Here is an 18883-nt window from a genome sequence, read left to right as displayed (position 1 = left end):
AAGAAAATTTAACAACAAGGATCCAGCATGGCCAGTAAAACAATTGCACAGTGCAGTACCACCCAGGCTTCACGTCGCCCGACGTCTAAGTCCAATACTCATCGCTCGCAATTACAGGCCAAGGCACAAAACGGTAGCGACAACCTTACCAACATAATCAGCAATGCCAATAAAGACAATGGCGGTGCGGCAGTCCTTAACTCGGCGGTTACCCCGAATAACCAGGGACCACAAATTTCATCCTTAACTCAGGTTATCCGTGCCAAAACAATTCAGCCTAAATTAAGCATAGGGGCAGCCAACTCCAGCTATGAACAAGAAGCCGACAGCGTTGCCGACAAAGTAGTCGCTCTTAACAGCTTTTCTCCGGGTACAGGCTCAGCAAGCAAAGGCGCTGAAACAAACGGCTCTGGTCACCAGGCTAAAGCAAGTGTGCAAACTCATGCCCAGCCTCAAACAAACAACGCAGCTGTCATCAGTAGCAAAAGCAGCGGCCAGACAACTCCGGGCGTTCAAAGAAGCTTTATGGACTTAGCCTCCCCAGAGCAGGAAAATGAGCAGGAAGCTGAATCGGGCGCATTTGCCGCCTCCTTTGCAGGTGAAGGCGAAGTATTAACAAAACTCATCCAGGCAAGCCAGGCATCATCAAGCTCTGATACACCCGCCAGTCCGGCTTTTGAATCATCATTACAAAGCTCCAAAGGCAGTGGCTCCCCCCTGCCGGACAATACCCGGGCGGAGATGGAAAGTGGCATAGGCGCAGACTTTGGCGCGGTAAAAATACATACCAATGATAACGCCGCACAAATGAACCAGCAGATCAACGCCAAAGCTTTTACCCACGGCAGCGATATCTACTTTAATCAGGGGCAATACAATCCCGAATCAAGCTCGGGCAAACACCTGCTGGCCCATGAATTAACCCATACGGTGCAACAGGGAGCGTCCCCGCAAACCCAGGCCTCTCCAGATAGCGGCAATATCAGCCGGGTCAGCGGGCAAAGTTCTTCACAAGCCAAGGTACAAAGAGGCTGGTTAGGCAGCGCCATAGGGGCAATATCCGACGCCGCCAGCTCCGCGGTAAACTGGGCCGCCGACCAGTTAAATTCCGCGCTTAACTGGGCCAAGGAAAAATTTGCCGGTTTTGTCCAGGCGATCCCCGGCTATAAATTATTATCCGTCATCCTCGGGCAAGACCCGGTTACCGGCAAAACCGTGGCCCGCAACGGCAGAAACTTTATCGAAGCCGGATTAAACATCATTCCCTTTGGCAGCAAGTTCCAGCAAAAGCTCGAAGCCACCGGCGCCATGGAAGAAGCCGCCACCTGGCTGGATCAGAAAATAGCCAAGCTCGACATCAGCCTGAGCTCTATTCTCAACGACATCAGTAACTTTTGGTCTTCCCGTTCGATATCCGATTTAACCAATGTTTCCGGGGTACTGAACCAGGCCGCCAACATTATCCGCCGACCCATCGCCAGTGTGATCTCCTTTGCCACCAGTATCGCCGCTAAGTTGCTGGAGATAGTGAAAAAATACATGCTGAGTTCCTTGGTGGGCTTTATTAAAGACCATACCCGGGGTTATCCGCTATTAACGGTGATCCTCGGCAAAGACCCGATCACCGACGAAGCGGTTGAGCGCAATGGCATGAACCTGATCCGCGGCTTTATGCTGTTATCGGCCTCAGGGGAAGAACAGCTGCGGCAAATGGAAGAAACCGGCTCGCTGCAAAAAGCCGCCGACTGGATCGACGGCGCCGTGGCCCGGCTCGATCTCAGCTGGCAAAACATCAAAAACATGTTCAGCAAAGCCTGGGATCTGGTGAGTATTTCCAGCCTGATGGATCCCATCGGCGCCTTTACCCAACTGGCGCAGATCTTTTTAGAGCCCGCCGGACGCATTCTCCGCTTTGTGGTGGAAGTCGGCATTAAGATACTTAGCCTGATCAAAGATGCCTTAATCGCCAGGTTAATTAAATTCGCCCGGAAAATTCCCGGTTATCCGCTGCTGACGGTGATTTTAGGTAAAGACCCCTTCTCCGGCGATCCGGTACCGCGCACCGCAGAAAATATCATCCACGGCTTCTTAAGCCTGCTGCCCGGCGGCGAAGAAAAATTCCAGACCATGAAAGAGTCCGGCGCCATCGACCGCGCCACCAGCTGGATAGAAGGCGCTATCGCCGAGCTGGGCTTCACCTGGAAATATATTACCGGCTTGTTTATGCAGGCCTGGAACAGTTTCAGCCTGTCAGACCTGGCCGCGCCGCTGGAAGCCTTTGGCCGCATCATGAACCTGTTTATCGACCCGCTTAAACGCCTGTTCAGCTTTATTATCAAAGTGCTGAAAAAGATCATCGAAATCATCCTGATGATCATGGGCTTCCCCACAGATCTGGTGATGAACATCATCACCCGGGCAATGCAGGCCTTTGCCGATATCAAACGCGATCCCATAGGTTTTATCCTCAACCTGCTTAAAGCCATCAAAAAAGGCTTCTCGCTGTTTTTCGACAATATCCTCAAGCACCTGTTCGCCGGGGTCACCAGCTGGTTATTCCAGCAGGTAAAAGACGCCGGCATCACGCCACCGAAAGACCTCAGCCTGGGGTCCATTTTCGGTTTTGTACTGGAAATCCTCGGCATTACCGCAGAAAAAATCTGGAAGAAACTTGCCGATAAAATCGGCCAGGAAAAAGTCAACCGCATCCGCGGCATGATCGACAAACTCACCGGCATCTGGACCTTTGTCAAAGACGTGATGACCCGGGGTCCGGTGGCTATCTGGGAATATGTCGTAGAAAAAATCAGCGGCTTGTGGAACATGGTACTTGAGAGCATACGCAACTGGATCATGGTGCAAATTATCACTAAGGTCACCGCCAAGCTGCTAAGCATGCTCGATCCCACAGGTATTATGGCGGTGATCAACTCCACCATAGCCCTGTATAAGGCAATACAATCTTTTATCGCCTACATCAAACAGATGCTGCAAATCGTCAATTCCTTTGTCATGGGGGTAGCGGAAATTGCCAAGGGCAATATCCTCAGCGCCGCCAAGTTCCTCGAAGGGGCACTCGCCAAAGCCGTGCCCATTGCCATAGGCTTCCTTGCCAACCAGGTAGGCCTGGGCGGCTTAGGCAAGCGCATCGGGGAAATGATCAAAAAAGTACAAGGCAAGGTGGATGACGCCCTGACCTGGCTGGTAGATAAAGCGGTATCGGCGGGCGGCGCCTTATTAAAAATGGGTAAAAGCGCCATCAGCGCGGTGAAGAACTGGTGGCAAACCCGCAAGGAATTCACCGACCCCGCAGGCAAAAAACACGCCCTGTATTACCCCAGCGCCCAGGGCGAGCTGACGGTAGCCAGTACGCCGACCCCGGTCAACCAGTTCCTCGATAAGCTGGTAATTGCCGATACCGACCCGAAAAAAGCAGAAAAACAAGGCCATAAAACCAAGGCGCTGGCGATCATGAAAATCATCAATGACCAGCGCGCCATTATCCAGAAAAAAGGCGGCAAAGACGCTGCCGCAGAAGCCAAGGTAACAGAGCAGCTAGCCCTGCTGCCGCCCCAGCTGACCCCGCTGATGGTAGGAGACAGCGGCGGACGTATTCCCTCTCCGCTGACCTTGGAAGCGCTAAAAGAAAAACCGGTGAAAATGCCGAGAACGCCGGATGAAGAAACCATAGATGTCAATGCCGCCACGCAAATTGTCGCCCTGGCGGCAGAAGCGGCTACCGACTCCCTGGCCATGAGTAAACAATTTAAGGCCATTCAAACCCGGTTCGCCCTGACCAAGGTCAGTTTCCACACCGAAGGCAAGATCACTAACGTCAGGATACAGGCATCGAAAAATAAAGATGTGCAGGTGAACCTGCCGGTAAAAGACAAAACCCCCGGCATCTCGTTAAAAAGCAATGTCGTCAACGTACCCGGCGCCGCGGCAGGCGATACCGTATCCACCGGCATGACCGCAGATCCGGTCGGTCCGGATAAAATAGGCAAAGGCAGCGAACCGCTTGGCAGCGCATTAAAAGTGGTGATGGGCAAACTGATCACCGCACCCGAGCAGAAAAATCCGTCAAAATATATCAAGGGTCATTTACTCAACCACCACATCGGCGGACCCGGCACCGGGCAGAACATGTACCCGATCACCGCCGAAGCCAACAAGAAACACAATACCTCTATCGAGGAAACCGTCAAAGGCTGGGTGGAAAAACAAAGTTACTGGGTCTACTACCAGGTGAATGTTGCCGGCATCAGTGAAAACATTGTTCACCCGACCCAAAAACACCCGGATAACTACATCAACTCAAAATTTGTCTGTAAGGCCTATATCCGCAATACCGACGGACAGGAGCATAACCCGGTCACCTCCACCGTAGACTCCATTTATGTCAAGGGCGATGCCTCCGCCAGTGCCAACGAACCCGCCTACCAGCTTGATGGCGGCATAAAAACTGCGATGGACACCTTAACTGCCGACGAAAGAAAGTCGAGTAATTTAAGCAGTAAGATCAATATTTCAGGGATAGGGCCAGAGGCGATTAAGATCCTGCTCAAGGCCTATGGCGATTATGCCAAAGGCGATTTGGTCAATGATTTAACCTCGGGACAAAAATCAACCTTAACCACGGTAAATGGCAAAGCCGATGATATTAAAGCCGCCATTGCTGCCATAGTTGCAGGTAGAGCACCGCCCCCGGCAGCGCCTGCGGCTCCAGCGGCACCTGCGGCTCCAGCGACACCTGCGACTGCTCCTGCAGCCCCGGCGACAACAGACACAACTGCACCTGAAACAACGACTGCGGAATAAACCAGAAGCACAGCTTTGACACGGTTCACAGTATTTAGAAAGCCCGGTTAGCACACTCCGGGCTTTTTATTGGAAAACAAACTCACTTTTTCAAGTAAGATATTATTAACTTGCCAAATGACCGGCAGTTAACCTATGGCAATTTACTCGCCGTCTTCAGCTAAGCAGTCAGTGACCTGGTCGGCACTAATATCCGGCTGCTGCTTGATATAATTGCTCGACATACAGGCGGTATAATAACTGAAATAACTGCGCAGCTGATCTACTGACGGCACTTGATTGGCCTTACTTCTCAAATGATAAAAGGACTTTTTACGGCAACTGTCTTTATAAGGCGTCAAACCGGCAACACAGGCTTGTTGGGACTGAAGATCCAGGCAGCCTCTAAACTTGGGGTCGGCACACATGGTTTGCTCGCCGTTAAGTACCAACTGATGCATCAGCAGCGCCTGACGCACGTCCGCATCTCTTTCTTCATCAGATTTATTCGGATCTATCAACAAATACGATCTGCTGGCAATCACACTGTCACGGTATAAAATATCAAGCTTCCAGCGCCCTTCCGCCAGTTCATAGTCTTCACCGAAATACCACCATGCATAATTGGTGTTGTTCTTAAACATGGTATCTGTCCATTTCGACTCGGAGAATTTATGGTTGTTTTTAGGGTTGGTCAGCTCAGGATGTGTCATACGTATAGTGACGGGAAACTGTACCTGATTACTTAACCGCCCAGCATCCTTGGGCACATCGACACTGTAGGTAAAACCGATATACTGACCCAGTTCTGGCTTCACCAGCAAGCCGGGGGTGACTTGCTGCCCACCCCCCTGCTTAACAATCAGTCCGGATTCAAGCACATTGACCCTGGGCGCCAGCAGCTGCTCTATGCCCTTATCTTCGGCGGTGCTGCCTGCTTCAGAGAGCGCATAAGGTGTGCCTTCTACCGACAAGGTAGTGATCTTATCATCTTCCGGTAACGTCAGCCGGTTCAAAGGATTATTAAAGGCAACAAGCTTAGACAGCTCAGGCGCATCCGTCAGATCAAGCGACACCAGCTGGTTGTTATTCAGCTCAAGTCGCTCAAGCGATGGCTTGTCACCCAGCTCAATCGTGCTCAGCTGGTTATAATCCCCTTTTAATGACATAAGCTCTGTTAAACCGCTGACATCCAGTTCGGTTAACTGGTTATTGCGCACGTTTAACCGGGTGATCTTTGGATTATTGCTAAAATCTATCGCTTCAAGCTGGTTCCCTCCAAGGAAAACCATGGTAAGCGCCGGATTGGCACTAAGATCGACCTTAGCCAAGGTCCCGATACTGAGGTTTAACATATTCAAATGCGGATTTTGCGACAAATCCACCGCCGTTAATTTATGCCTGCTTAAGCCTAAATCTTCCAGCTGCTTCAGCCCGGTAACGTCAATTTCACTTAGCGGGATCTTATAGGCATATAAACGCTCTAAGGCTTTATTTTCACTGACATCAAGGGATTCCAGCGGATTTTCACTGACATTGAGCATAGTCAGGCCGGTATTGCGGCTCAGATCAATCGCGGCAATTTTGTTTTTTCCCAGCACTAAACGGGTCAGCTTAGAATTATTTCGGGTGTCTATCGCCTTAAGCTGATTGTTATACAAATTTAACTGTTCAAGCGCAGGCATGTATTTTATTTCTTCAACCGAAACAATACTTTTATTGGCACATTCAAGCTCCTGTATTTCTGCCAACCTGCTCAGGTTGGCTTTTTTAACACAAGCGGCAAAATTGGCATCTTTAAAAGCCAACTCGTCCACGGTTTCAGGTGCTATCAAGGCACAACTACTCACTGTTGCCAGCAAACTCGTGACCAGGGCAAATTTTACTTTTCTATACGGCATGACGATTTCTCTATATGAAAAACAAGCATATTGCTTTAATTAACTGCATTTAAAATGCGATGGAAAAAGGTAGAAAGTTACGAAAGCATTCGTAAAAAAGCGAAGGATATCAGTAGCTCACCTTGAAGTAAACGATAAAGAACACATTATATTAACATTTTTTTAATCCCCCTCCCTAATGGTGATATTTTGTTCAATATTTAATGAAATTAATCACTTATATGATTTAAAACAAAAGCTGATTATTGAAGACTTGTTACGATTACTGGCATTTTGCTCCCCCCCATGAATTGCTTAACCCCGCGCTAACCCCAGATTAGATAAAATCGAAATTGCCGCATTGCGATCATTAAGCCTCAGCCTTGAAGGCATGTCACAACCCCCTGAAAAAGCAAATTTAACCGCCATTGCCAGCTGCCATATTCCTTTAGATAAAACTAGCCAGATCCTAAGGCAATAATTATTACCTTATCTCTCAATACATTAATTTATTTTACAGGCATTCAAAAAACAAAAGGTTGACATTCATCAACTAAAATCGATAACATCCCCTCAAATTAAGTTGACAAACATCAACTACATTTATGTTCTACCACGTGGGGTGAAGTAATGAAAATAACGAAGAAAGTTCTAATAGAGAGGCATCCAGAGGATGTATGGCAAACCGTTGCCGAGCAATTTGACCAGGCCCATAAATGGATGGGGATAGTAGAAAATTCATATAAGGTTCAAGGACAATCTGCTGTCGACGGTGCTCCTATGGCCGGTCGGGTATGTGAATTTACCAACGACCCCAACGGGCTTAAAGCTGAAGAAAAAATATTGAACTTCTCGGCAGAGCAAATGCATTTTGATTTTGATGTTGTGCCCGTTAACGCACCTAAGTTATTTCCCGTAAAAAGAAACGTTGTGACCATGTCGGTCAGGAAAACTTCAAATTCACAGAGTGAAGTTACCTGGCTCTCCCACATTGAATTATCGCTTTTCGGTTATGTTTTTTATCCCTTACTAAAACGGGGCCTTTCGAAAAGCTTTGCCGGAATTATGGAAGATCTAAAGCGCTATTTGGAAATCAAGGATATAACGAAACATGCCTAGTTGGCCTGTTCACCTAAATTACAGTAAAACCATTAAGTTACAGGATTATTGATATGTTACGCATTGCACAGTTGATTTCAATTTTATTCGTTGGCGTTTTTAGTGCCGCAGCTATCGCTGCTATTTTCTTTCCCGGCTCAGTAGGAGCAGCAAGCGGATTTAACCCGACATCCGATTATGGACTCACCAATATTCGTACATTAGGCGCCCCACTGTTAATGATGGCTGTGGTGACAGCTGTTGCCGCCTATTCACGAAAATGGCTGTTTTTATTGCCGGCAACAATGTATTTTCTGTTTAATGGATTGACACGTGTCATCTCATTATTCAACGAACAATATGATGATGTCATGTTGCGCGGCCTGTTTCTTACTTTTGGCCTGTTTATACTCGCGACCTGGGTTTTAAGGATGTTTCATCAAGCAGAAAAAAACACTGCCTGATAAGCCACTTTCCAGGCTGCGTTAACGTCAATACCGCTCTAGCGCAGCCAAAATCAGGCTTGTAAATTAAGGTTTTTCTTGGCAGGCGGGCATTTTATTATTAGCCCCGTATATTATTTAGCCGAGCTCTCTTTATTTAGCTCTCGTAAGTTATCCGAAAGGCGATCCGATACCCTAAAAAAGGCCTCTAAGTCCTTCGCCGGGATACCTGCGGTTAACTGCTCTGAAAATACCGCTTCAATTTTTTCGATGGTTTCAAAAAAGTCGTAACCCTTATTGGTTAACTTTAAAATTTTACTGCGTTTATCTGCAGGGTTCGGTTCACGCTTGACCAGCTCTACCTCGCAAAGCTCATCTATTAACCTTTTCACCTGGCTCTTATCCCGATTTAAAGTCCTGGCAATATCCAGCAATGTAGCGCCACCGGTACTCCAAATTCGCCTCATGGCCCGCAATTGCATAGGCGCAGGCTTGAATGCTAATTGGCCCAATTGAGGCGTGATCTGAGTCCCCAGATCGTAGCTCAGGCGAAAGGCAACTTCATGGACGGTACGCTTCTTTTTCATGAATAAACGTATTTCTTCTCTGTTTACAACATACTGGCGACTATAACATAAATCGATAGACAATGAGTGTCGTTAACAAATATCAATTTTTTTAAATCGTTTTAACTCAAGTCGCAGATCTTTTTAGCCGGGTCAAATCACTTCCCGAGGGTAAAAAATTCCCCGGTCTTTACCTCAAATCCTCCCGTTTTTAACGAATTTAGCGTTATTTTGATGGTTTATAACCTGATCTGCGATGGCATTCTACTTGCTGTATCAAGAGTTAACATCTGAAAAAGTGAAAGGCTATCCCTATGTCAAGAAATACAGGAAGACCTAGATCAAGCAGTGCGCCAACCATTATGACAAGAACGCAACACAGACCGACTACGTTTCTGACTGTTGATCCAACCGGAGTGAGAGCACCTTCAGCGTACGGTGTAGAAAACAGCACCAGTACCCGCGGCATGGTAAGTGAACGATCCCGGCAACAGCATGATGACGGACCGACCAATACGGGACGGATGCAAACCGTACACGCCTTTACCTCAAGCCCTCAAATGCAGGAAGCCGTTGCTTATAATGTAGATGATACAGTGGCGCGCACAGGAATGAATGTCAGTGCAGCATTACGTCTGGAAATCATGGACGGCTTGGCCAGCCCTCTGGCAACCAGTGGCGCACAACATCTGGAAACCTTCACAAATCAGCCGCACTCAATGGCCAACCCCCACATCAGCGGAGGAACAGTACATTTTGCCCAACCAACAAGTGCTCTGGGTGATTTTAATACTGTACGTGCCCGTACTGAGCACAACCGTCAGTCTGCCCACCAGCGGCCTACATTCAGAACAGGCGTAACCGCCCATCAAACACCCCAGTCGGTAAGCTTTAACCGCTCTGCGCTAACGGCACAACAACGATTTGCCCGGTCAATACTGCGTGGAGGTTAAAGATGATATCTAAAATGGATAATAAGTAGAAATAACTTCCCGCCAACTCGGCAAAAATATTATTCATATCAGCAGGAAAAGCGGCCTTGAACCGACTTAGGTTCGAAGCCCAAGACCGCTTGAAAAGTTTTCAATAAAACTGGCTGTTACAGCAAGTTTCTTTAAGGATCACAAAGATTAAAGTGGAATTATTTCTTCCGTTCGTTTGTTTTTCTGTATGATGGCAATGTTGTTAATGTCAACCATAAGTGTATCCCCTATCCCCTGATCATTTGATTTACCGTATTTATGATAAATACCAAACCCATACTTATGCGTTAAGTTTTCATCTTTAGATCTGACTTGGTAACTACTATTTGTTGAAATTAAAATACCATCGATAGAAACCGACATACCTGTTTCTTCATCTATAACAATTTCCATGAGGTGTTGACCGGATTCCGTTGAGCCATCTTCATTTTTTGTGGCTACAACCAGCTCTTTAAATGTAGCTGAAGATGAGGTGTCACATGACGCTTCCTCACTTATTTTCTCTGCAAGTGTTTCAGCTTCATGAACTTTCCACTGACATGACTTTTGCTCGTGGAGAACGACAAGTTCATTACCCCGTTTCTCAATTTTTAACTCACTTATGGGATTATTACCGTTGCTCCCGTCTGACATATCCAGCGTGACATGATCTTGAAACAAAATCCACCAGGGCCTGGATATCGCATTCCAGTCGTAATCTTGAATCTCAAATTCAAAACTAATTTTTATTTCTCGGGGATCATTGATTTCATCGATATACTTAAAAACATCTGCCCTGTTACATAAGGCATTGCTATTTAACCCGGGACAGCCAAGGTTTGTACGCGCTTTGGCAGAAAAACTTCTTGCATCATCGAACATTACCGTCCCACCATAGGAGTTGTTGAGCGTACCGTCAGGTCTTACATATGAATTTACGACGAGTTTACCTAAGCCCACCATAATGCTCTTCGTTGATGAATAATCGCTACAAATATCATGAGCAACGCAAGCTTGTACTTTATAACTATACGAATCAGATTCCCCGCCAAAATTTCTTCTTTCAACAGAAGTCAACGGACCTTGATAAATGACACCATTTGTCTCCCCTGTTAATTTATAATACTCGGTGTTGCCGGACCGGTTTATCCAACTGATGCGATAGATGCCGTCCTCATCTTTTTCCGGGACTTCTATCAAGGGGGCCATGGGTTTATCCGGTACGGGGACAGTCACTGTTATCGTGGCTGTATCCGTTTTTCCTCTGCCATCAGTCATGGTATAACTGAAACTATCGCCTCCCGTAAACCCGACATCAGGAGTGTAACAAGCTAAGCCATTATATTTTCTGACACTTCCATTTGGCGCAGACCATACACTTGAAATGGTTAAGGAATCATCGTCAGGATCAGTATCGTTACTCAGAACATCTATACAAGTTTCCACTCCATAAGAAGCAACAGCAGTGTCTGAATTTGCCTTGGGCCAGCTGTTTGCAGCCACTGAAACACTTACCGTAGCCGACGCTGTTTTTCCTTTGCCATCACTTATTGTGTAGTTAAAGTTATCACTGCCAGAAAAATTTAAGTTCGGCGTATAACATGCGTAAAGACCACTTTTAGAAGTTTTGCCATTTGATGCGCTCCACACATTAGAGATTGTCAAAGTATCATTGTCCGGATCCCAATCATTGCTAACCACATTGACGCAACGTTCACCGTTATTCTCTTCTGCCGACAATAAATCACCAACAGCCCTTGGTGAACTGTTAGCTGGCGGCGGAATATCAACAACAACTTTTAACTTGGCTGAATAGGCACCGCAGCTGGTTGACCACTGATTGGCGCAAGCTTTTACCTTGTAGTAATAGGTACCGTTTGCTTTACTTCGGCTGATACTGGTGCTTGAGCCATTAGATAATGTGCCGCTGCTTTCACCTTGTAATACATATCTTGTTGCTCCAGCAACAGAAGACCAAGATACGGTATAATTTCCCGTAGTGCTCAGAGATGGTCCGCTTAATGATGGAACCGATGGCACACTCGCTTGTGCATAAGAAGATGTAATGAGGAGGCATCCTGCAAAAGTTTTCCCTAATACTTTTATTTCCATAAACTACTACCTTTTAGTTTTAAAAATCGACAACACCATAGCAAAACCTTTAATTTGCGCAAGAAAAATCAAGCATTATTAAACAGATATGGCCACATCACTGAATCTGACGGATTCAGTGATTTTTGACTAAAAAACAAAAAGGCAGTATACAAATTGGGCTATGAAGCGATAAGTCCCCCTTAAATGCCATTAGAAAATATATTTTCCTCTGGCATGTGAACTTGTTATAAACAATGAAGCAGTTAACTCAGTCACTAAAATCAATCAACAGACACCGAAATTCTAGTCCCCTTACCGCTGACAACCTTTAACAGCCACCCCTGATGCTCACACAAGCGCTTAACAATAGACAAGCCAAAACCATAACCGGTACTTTGACTGCCTTTAACATTGGGCTCCAATACACTTGCAGAAATCCCCTGCTCTATGCCGGGTCCGGTATCTGCTATGGTTAACTGCCCGTCAATCACGCTGACGCTGACCTCCCCTGAGTCGGTGTATTGAAAGGCATTACTGAGCAAGTTATCCAGCAACACCTTTAACATGCCCTGCTGTGCAAAAACCTGGGTATTGCAGCTGTCATCAAGATGTACGTCAACCGGCTTACCCTCAAGCAAATGGCTGTGATCTATAATCGATTGTTCAATCATAGGCAGTAATGCCAGCGACTCTTTTGCTACCGCTGTTTGCTCTTCCCGCGCCAGCGCCAGCAAAGTGGTTACCGTTTGCTCCATTTGCATGCTGGCTTCATTAATGCGGTTAAAAATACTGTTAACCCCCTCTGCCGATGCGCGACTGCCCTTATGACCCACCTGGTAGACTTCAAGGGCATTTTTGATAATAGCCACCGGCGTTCTTAATTCATGGCTGACATCCCGGGTAAAGCACTTCTCTCGCTCCAATGCCTGATTGATGCGCCCCATGGTATGTTCCAGGGTACGGGCTAAAATGCCTATTTCATTGTTCGGAAACTGATGGGCGAAGATCTCGGGAATATTTTCAGGGGCGACACCGTCAACCAAGTCTGCCAGTTGTTTTAACGGCTTTGCCGTTTTTCGTCCTAACATCCAGGCTATCATGCAAGCAACAAGCATCAGGAACCCGCCGCTGATGAACAGCAACATCAATACCCCGTCGCGACTGGGGCGCACCAATAACATTTCGCTCACTTGTGCAACCAGGTAAACATTTTGCTGTTCGGGTAGGTTCAACAGGTGATAATGCCGCCCTTGAGTGCCGTAGAATTCTTTTTGGCGAGGCTTGTCAATAAATTGCTGCCGCATATCATCAGGCAAACTCTCTTTAGAAAAATAGAGGGCCATATGTGCATTTCCCGGCGCCGGCCATTGCTGCGTTTTATGATACACTCCGGTTAAATAGTCAGCCTCCTGCTGTAGTTCCCGTTCAATAAAATCGTCTTCTAAGCTGTACAACAGCGCAAAGCAAAGCAGGCCATAAATAGCCGACATCACCAGGGTAAAAATACAAAACTGGGCAACAATACGCCGACCTACACTATGAAACTTTACCGGCTTAGTTTTAGGGATAGTGTTACTGTTAGCTGGCATTTTTATCTTCTCTTACATCCAAAGCAAAACCAACACCGTGCACCGTTTTTAACACCGGATAATCAAAGGGTTTATCCAAGACACAACGCAGTTGATAGATATGGGAGCGCATGGCATCTGATTCTGTCGGGGCATCCCCCCATAATTTTTGCGATAATAAAGAGCGGCTGACCACCTGCGGGTAGGCTTCGGCCAATACCGTTAAAATACGATAGCCCATGGCATGCAAATCCAGCACTTTTCCGTTACGCGTTACCTGTTGCCTTTTGCGGTCAAGGCTTACCGGGCCTATGGTCAGGGTATTTTCACTTTGCAATAAATGACGGCGGGCCAAGGCCAGGCACCTTACTTCAAGTTCTTGCAATGAGAAGGGTTTGGTTAAGTAATCATCAGCCCCTACGGTGAAGCCGGAGACTTTATCTTCAATGCTGTCCCTTGCGGTCAGCATTAAAATGGGCAGATGGCGGCTGGATTTTTCACGCAATTGCTGACACACCTCAAGACCGTCCATCACAGGTAAATTTAAGTCGAGAATGATCAGGTCATAGGGGTTTTCCAGGGCAAGTTCCAGCCCTTGCTGACCCTGAGCGGCAAAGTCAAAGACATGCCCTTTTGCTTCCATATATTCTGAAATGTTGCGGGCAATATTAACTTGGTCTTCAACCAATAATACATAAAGTGATGTTTGATTTGTCATAGCTGTTACCAGGGAATCCGGACCTCAATTGCTTAACCAAAGCCCTTTCATTTTCTTTTTGTTTTATTTTTTATACGTAAACCGTAAAACCTTATAAGGTTTTTAACATGTCTAATGCCGGTTTGTAATCAGGTTTTGTTGCCAGTAACTGATTTAAGGTGCTTTTGGCAGCAGCTTTACGGCCCAGCTTATGTTGCGTTTTTGCGATTTGCATGTCCAGCATGGGATTGTTAATCGCTTTTTGCGCTACTGTCATCAGGCTAAGGGCATTTTCAAAATGCTGATCTGTTTCAGCTGTTTTCAAGTAATAAAAGCCATAGGTACCGACCAGGGCAAGATGATAATCGTCTTGATTGTCTGCCAGATGTTTTATCACAACCTCAGCATTTGCCTGATCTGATGCCAAGAACCTAGCCACCTGCTCCAGGGTTTTATCTTCAATATCCTGCTCTTGTGCAACCGGGGTTACTCCCAGACTTTTTACTAAGGCTGTTGCTACCGCTACGGTCGAACTCGGGTTCTGTCCCGTGATCAACCTGCCGTCTACCGCGACATGGCTTAACATGATGTCGCTCGATTGAAACTGAGCGCCGCGCTCGGCTAATTTGTCTTCCAGCATAAAGTCAAATTTACTCAGCCACTTTTTACCAAACAGTTTTTCTTCTTTATTGGTAAAGCTGTTGACCTTTTTATTGGCCACCAGGTAACTGCCGTCACTAAGTTTTACGTCAACCAAAGCCGCAGGTCCGTGACATACGGCAGCAACGGTACCCTGCTGTTGATAGATATCACCAATAAGGGCTTGAAGCGCTTTATCTTTTGGCAAGTCAAACATTGCCCCTTTGCCGCCGACAATAAAAACAGCGTCATAAGCTGTAGCATCAAGTTGTGCGCTTGCCAATGTGTTGCCCAGCTTGGCCATTATCGCCTTATCGGCTAATACCTTGGCATTGTATGACTTTTCAGGGTCGTATTCATCCGCTTCCACTTTACCGCCGCGCGGGCTGGCAACATCAACGGTGATGCCGTTGGCTCTAAAAACGGCATAGGCTTTGGCAAACTCTTCAAATTCATAGCCGGGCGCCTTTTTCCCTTGCTCCTGGCCATAACCGCTGACCACCATGACGACTTTTTTCTTCACTGCCGCACTTGCCTGCGCCGAGACAACCATGACTAAGGTAAATAATAAAGCCAATAAGGTCATCATATGCTCTTGTTGATATTTCATCTTTTTTAAATAATTCATCTTCACTCCTCCTAAGAACTGGCTACAGCATGACAAACCCGGCGTGAAACAAATGTGAAATCGGTTTTATTTGTCAGCCTTTTTTCAAGAAAAATTCCCCAAAACATTTGCCATGCGATAGCCGCAAACCTTAGCCCTCGGCCATTAACTGCCTGACAGAGCTTTGCAGGTTCCTCCTGCTGGCATATACCCCAAGTGCCGCCACCAGTAATAAAATGGCCGACAAGGCAGCCAGCAGCCAGATAAAATTAGGCTGGTAAGTTAAAGAAAATTGCGATTGATAAATCAACAAGCCCGCAATATAAGTGCCGGCAATCGCACCTGTTGCGGTGATCAGTGCCGTTACCAGCCATTCGATAATATTCAAGTGCAAACAGGTCGTTTTCGAAAATCCAAAGCTCATGATAATACTGTTCTTTTTCTTTTCTTTGCCTTCAAGGGCACTGATAGAGGCCAAAATAACCACCGTGGCAAGTAAGACGATCATCAGGGAAAAGCCGCTGATCACTTTAGTGATCATCGCTAAAATGACGTCAAAACGTTCGGTCAGTTCTTTTAACGACACCATACGCAGTGTTGGAAATTTTTGCCAAAGGGCCGGCAATAATGACCATTGCTGTGCTTCAAGCTCTAAACTCGCCATGCTGTAACGGGGCGCTTGAATATGTGCCACGCCAGCTTGCGGCATTTGTACCCAAAAGGTAATCGAGCCGGCACCGGGTTTAAAAACATGGCTGGCGCTGATGTTAAAGGTAAAACTTTGCTGGCCGATGAAAAATGTTAATTTGTCACCTATATCCAAGCCCAAATCTGTCATCACTTCCTGCTCAACAGAAACTTGCTGCCAGTGCTGGCTGTTATCCTGTTGTTGCCCCTGCTTGTTCCCCTCTTTTTGCCGCTGTTTATCCCCCTCTTTTTGCCGCTGTTTATCCCCCTCTTTTTGCCAATAGCGGCCTTCAACCACTTCATTATTTTGTGGCAGCGTCTCGTTCCAGTGCAAACGTATCGGCCGATTAAAGGTTGCCAGGCTGTCACTGGGTTTTTGGCTAAATTCAGCAAGGCTCTGGCCGTTAACCTCAAGCAGTTTGGCGTACATATAAGGTTTGGCCTGACGGATCTTTACCCCCTGCTCCGCTGCCCAGTGCTCAATATAATCAAGCTGCTGCTCGCTTGCCTGCGACACCATCACATTGCCATCATGCTGTCTTTGATATTTGGTCATGGTAGCGCCGAGATCTTTAAGCAACATCAGGGTGAACAAGAGTAGAAAAGCACATAACCCCACCCCTAGTATTTGTGTACTTTTACTGATCAGCCGCTGTTTCATCATAAACAGGGTAAAAGGGATCAAGCCGGAAAAACGCTTGGTAGATTTTTCCCCAAGGGTTAACGCCCCCCAACTCATGAATATCATTAAAAGAATAGTGAGTGCGATGGCAGTGACTAACATCAAGGTTAACAGGCCATTATCTGAATAGGTGGTCACCACAGCTACCAACACCAGGATACTGCTCACTTTGCTCACCCAATGACTCACCCCCTTGTTATTGCCGGTAAACAAGCGGGCAACAGAGCTGGTGCGCAGAGAAACCCAAACCGGCGCATGAAAGACGGCAAAAACAAAGATCACAAAACCAATGGACTTTAGCGCCGGCCACAAATGCCACTGCCAGCTTAAATCGATAAAGGTTTCACTTAACCAGTGAATAATGAAATAGTGAAAGGCGGTAGAGAACAGTAAAACCGCAGGTAACAGACACACTATCCCCATCAGCCATTTAAAAAATGATACCTGGATACCGGTCGCCTTGGTAACGCCAAGGCTCATACATACCGCTGAAAAATATTGATCTTTTTTCATATGCACTTGCGCCAGCTGGTCAATGGCAATAGCCGCCATAAAAAACAAGATGATGGATGCCAGCCCGAGGAAGTTTTCTGTTCGCTGCCAGAACAGTGCCAGCGGATGCGCCCCTTGTTTATGGTGCATTTGCGCAGCCGGTATAGCTTGCTGCTGCCATTTGATCAAACTATTGATTTGCCCGGTACTGGCGCCAATAAGATAGCGATAGTGAATAAGATCAGCTGAAAAGCCTAGTGTCTCCATATCCCGGACATGGATCATGGCGCGCATATCAACATTATGCCCTTCCATCAATCTGTCGGGTTCATGATGTAATACTCGTGAAACCTCAAAACGTTGTTCAGCTACCTGAATAACATCGCCAATATTGAGGGATAAACTGGCAAATAACCTGGCATCCGCCCAGATTTCGCCCGGTTTGGGACCTGAAGCTGTGGCCTGGCCATGAGCCTGCGCCGTATTAGCCAAGCCTTTACCCGGCTCAGCACCCGCAAACAGACTTTGAGAAGTTAACAGCTGTCCCTGCAACGGATATTGTTCATCTACCGCTTTTAAGGTGACTTGTTGCCATTGCCCTTTGTGGGTCAAAGTCGTTTTAATTTGTTGGGTAACCACTATATCATCGGTTAATTCAGACACAGCAGCTTGCTGTTTTGCCGTTAACGGCTGTTGCTGACTGATCACCGCATCAGCGCCCAGCAAGCCCTGTAAATTATTGTTCAGGTAGTGCTGTATACTTTCGCTTGATTGACCTAAGGTAACAATAAATAGCAAGAGTACACCCTGGGTCCAGCGCAATAACCGTTGATGGCTATGTTGATATTCTTGTTTAAAAAAGTGCCAGGCAAGTTTCATATTGCTTATATAAAGATGAAGTAAAGGCTGGTTAGATTGCTTAGTTAACTGATGTCCTAACATGACACCGCCTTAAGCACATCGTTTACCTGCGCTTTGATTTTCCCACCCGATAATGAAAATATATGCTCAGCACGATTCGCCAGCTCCTCGCTATGGGTAACCACGACCAAACCGGCATTATTTTCCCGGCAGCAGCTAAACAGGATATCGGCAATTTCGGTGGCACTTTGTTGGTCTAAATTGCCCGTGGGTTCATCGGCAAAAATAAAGCGGGGTTCAAAAACCAGTGCCCGTGCTATCGCTACCCTTTGCTGTTCACCGCCGCTGAGTTCACTTGGTTTGTGGTTAATCCTATGTGTCAGCCCCACTTTGTTCAGCCAAAGCCTGGCTTTATCTTCTGCCTCTTTATCACCTCTTAGCTTAAGCGGCAGTGCAACATTATTCACTGCCGTTAATTCCGGCAACAAGTGAAACTGCTGAAAGATAAAGCCGATATCTGGCCTTAAAAAATCCAGGCTTTTCCTTTGCTCCCCTTTAACATAAACACCTTGCCCGCTGGTGGGACTTTCCAACCCCGACATTAACATCAGTAAACTCGACTTACCGGCCCCCGAAGGCCCGGTGATCGCATAAGATTGCCCCTGGCAAATGGATAAATTAAGCTCCTGGAATAAGGTGACTTTTGACTCGTTTACGTGAAACGATTGACTGACATTTTTTAATTCAATATAGCTGGACATGGCTCAGACCTGTTATTAACTATGATAAGCCCAGCTTAAAGAGGCG

Annotated in this window: 12 protein-coding genes; 4 read left to right on the top strand and 8 right to left on the bottom strand. The window is 46.6% G+C overall.

Annotated elements, in window-relative coordinates:
* Positions 1-27 precede the first annotated feature (27 nt).
* On the top strand, positions 28-4821 hold the full coding sequence (locus QL234_RS08275) for a DUF4157 domain-containing protein (protein ID WP_281557353.1): 4794 nt from the start codon (positions 28-30) through the stop codon (positions 4819-4821).
* Positions 4822-4964: 143 nt separating this feature from the next.
* Here the strand turns inward: QL234_RS08275 and QL234_RS08270 are convergent, their stop codons facing one another.
* Entirely contained in the window at positions 4965-6701 is a 1737-nt protein-coding gene (locus QL234_RS08270; RefSeq protein ID WP_281557352.1) for a DUF3859 domain-containing protein, read from the bottom strand.
* A gap of 609 nt (positions 6702-7310) precedes the next feature.
* On the opposite strand from QL234_RS08270, the gene QL234_RS08265 reads away from it, so the two are divergent.
* Complete coding sequence (locus QL234_RS08265) at positions 7311-7799, top strand: SRPBCC family protein (RefSeq protein ID WP_281557351.1); 489 nt, start codon at positions 7311-7313, stop codon at positions 7797-7799.
* Between the two features lie 53 nt (positions 7800-7852).
* Entirely contained in the window at positions 7853-8242 is a 390-nt protein-coding gene (locus QL234_RS08260; RefSeq protein ID WP_281557350.1) for a hypothetical protein, read from the top strand.
* Between the two features lie 113 nt (positions 8243-8355).
* On the opposite strand, the gene QL234_RS08255 is transcribed toward QL234_RS08260, so the two are convergent.
* Positions 8356-8808, bottom strand: coding sequence for a MarR family winged helix-turn-helix transcriptional regulator (locus QL234_RS08255; protein ID WP_281557349.1), 453 nt, complete (start codon positions 8806-8808; stop codon positions 8356-8358).
* A gap of 446 nt (positions 8809-9254) precedes the next feature.
* Here QL234_RS08255 and QL234_RS08250 point away from each other — a divergent pair, with 446 nt between their 5' ends.
* Complete coding sequence (locus tag QL234_RS08250) at positions 9255-9740, top strand: hypothetical protein (protein WP_281557348.1); 486 nt, start codon at positions 9255-9257, stop codon at positions 9738-9740.
* 177 nt (positions 9741-9917) lie between these two features.
* Here the strand turns inward: QL234_RS08250 and QL234_RS08245 are convergent, their stop codons facing one another.
* The 6 genes from QL234_RS08245 to QL234_RS08220 all read right to left on the bottom strand — a co-directional run bounded on the left by QL234_RS08245 (position 9918) and on the right by QL234_RS08220 (position 18837).
* Entirely contained in the window at positions 9918-11861 is a 1944-nt protein-coding gene (locus QL234_RS08245) for a cadherin-like domain-containing protein (protein WP_281557347.1), read from the bottom strand.
* A gap of 263 nt (positions 11862-12124) precedes the next feature.
* Positions 12125-13432: a HAMP domain-containing sensor histidine kinase gene (locus QL234_RS08240; RefSeq protein WP_281557346.1), complete on the bottom strand. Its 1308-nt coding sequence runs from the start codon at positions 13430-13432 to the stop codon at positions 12125-12127.
* Positions 13422-14129, bottom strand: coding sequence for a response regulator transcription factor (locus QL234_RS08235; protein ID WP_281557345.1), 708 nt, complete (start codon positions 14127-14129; stop codon positions 13422-13424). The genes QL234_RS08240 and QL234_RS08235 overlap by 11 nt, the downstream gene beginning before the upstream one ends.
* A 91-nt stretch (positions 14130-14220) precedes the next feature.
* Positions 14221-15375, bottom strand: coding sequence for a type 1 glutamine amidotransferase domain-containing protein (locus QL234_RS08230; protein ID WP_281557344.1), 1155 nt, complete (start codon positions 15373-15375; stop codon positions 14221-14223).
* Positions 15376-15505: 130 nt separating this feature from the next.
* Positions 15506-18157 carry an FtsX-like permease family protein gene (locus QL234_RS08225; protein ID WP_281557343.1) on the bottom strand — a complete coding sequence of 884 codons (2652 nt, stop codon included), beginning with the start codon at positions 18155-18157 and terminating at the stop codon, positions 15506-15508.
* A complete protein-coding gene (locus tag QL234_RS08220; protein ID WP_281557342.1) occupies positions 18151-18837 on the bottom strand; it encodes an ABC transporter ATP-binding protein in 687 nt (228 codons plus the stop codon). Before QL234_RS08220 ends, QL234_RS08225 begins: the two co-directional genes overlap by 7 nt.
* Between the last annotated feature and the right edge of the window lie 46 nt (positions 18838-18883).

This window comes from Thalassomonas sp. RHCl1, from assembly GCF_947387555.1.
In the GTDB taxonomy this organism is placed as follows: domain Bacteria; phylum Pseudomonadota; class Gammaproteobacteria; order Enterobacterales; family Alteromonadaceae; genus Thalassomonas.
Note: the sequence above shows the minus strand (reverse complement) of the source record. Positions and strands in the feature narration are given on the sequence as shown.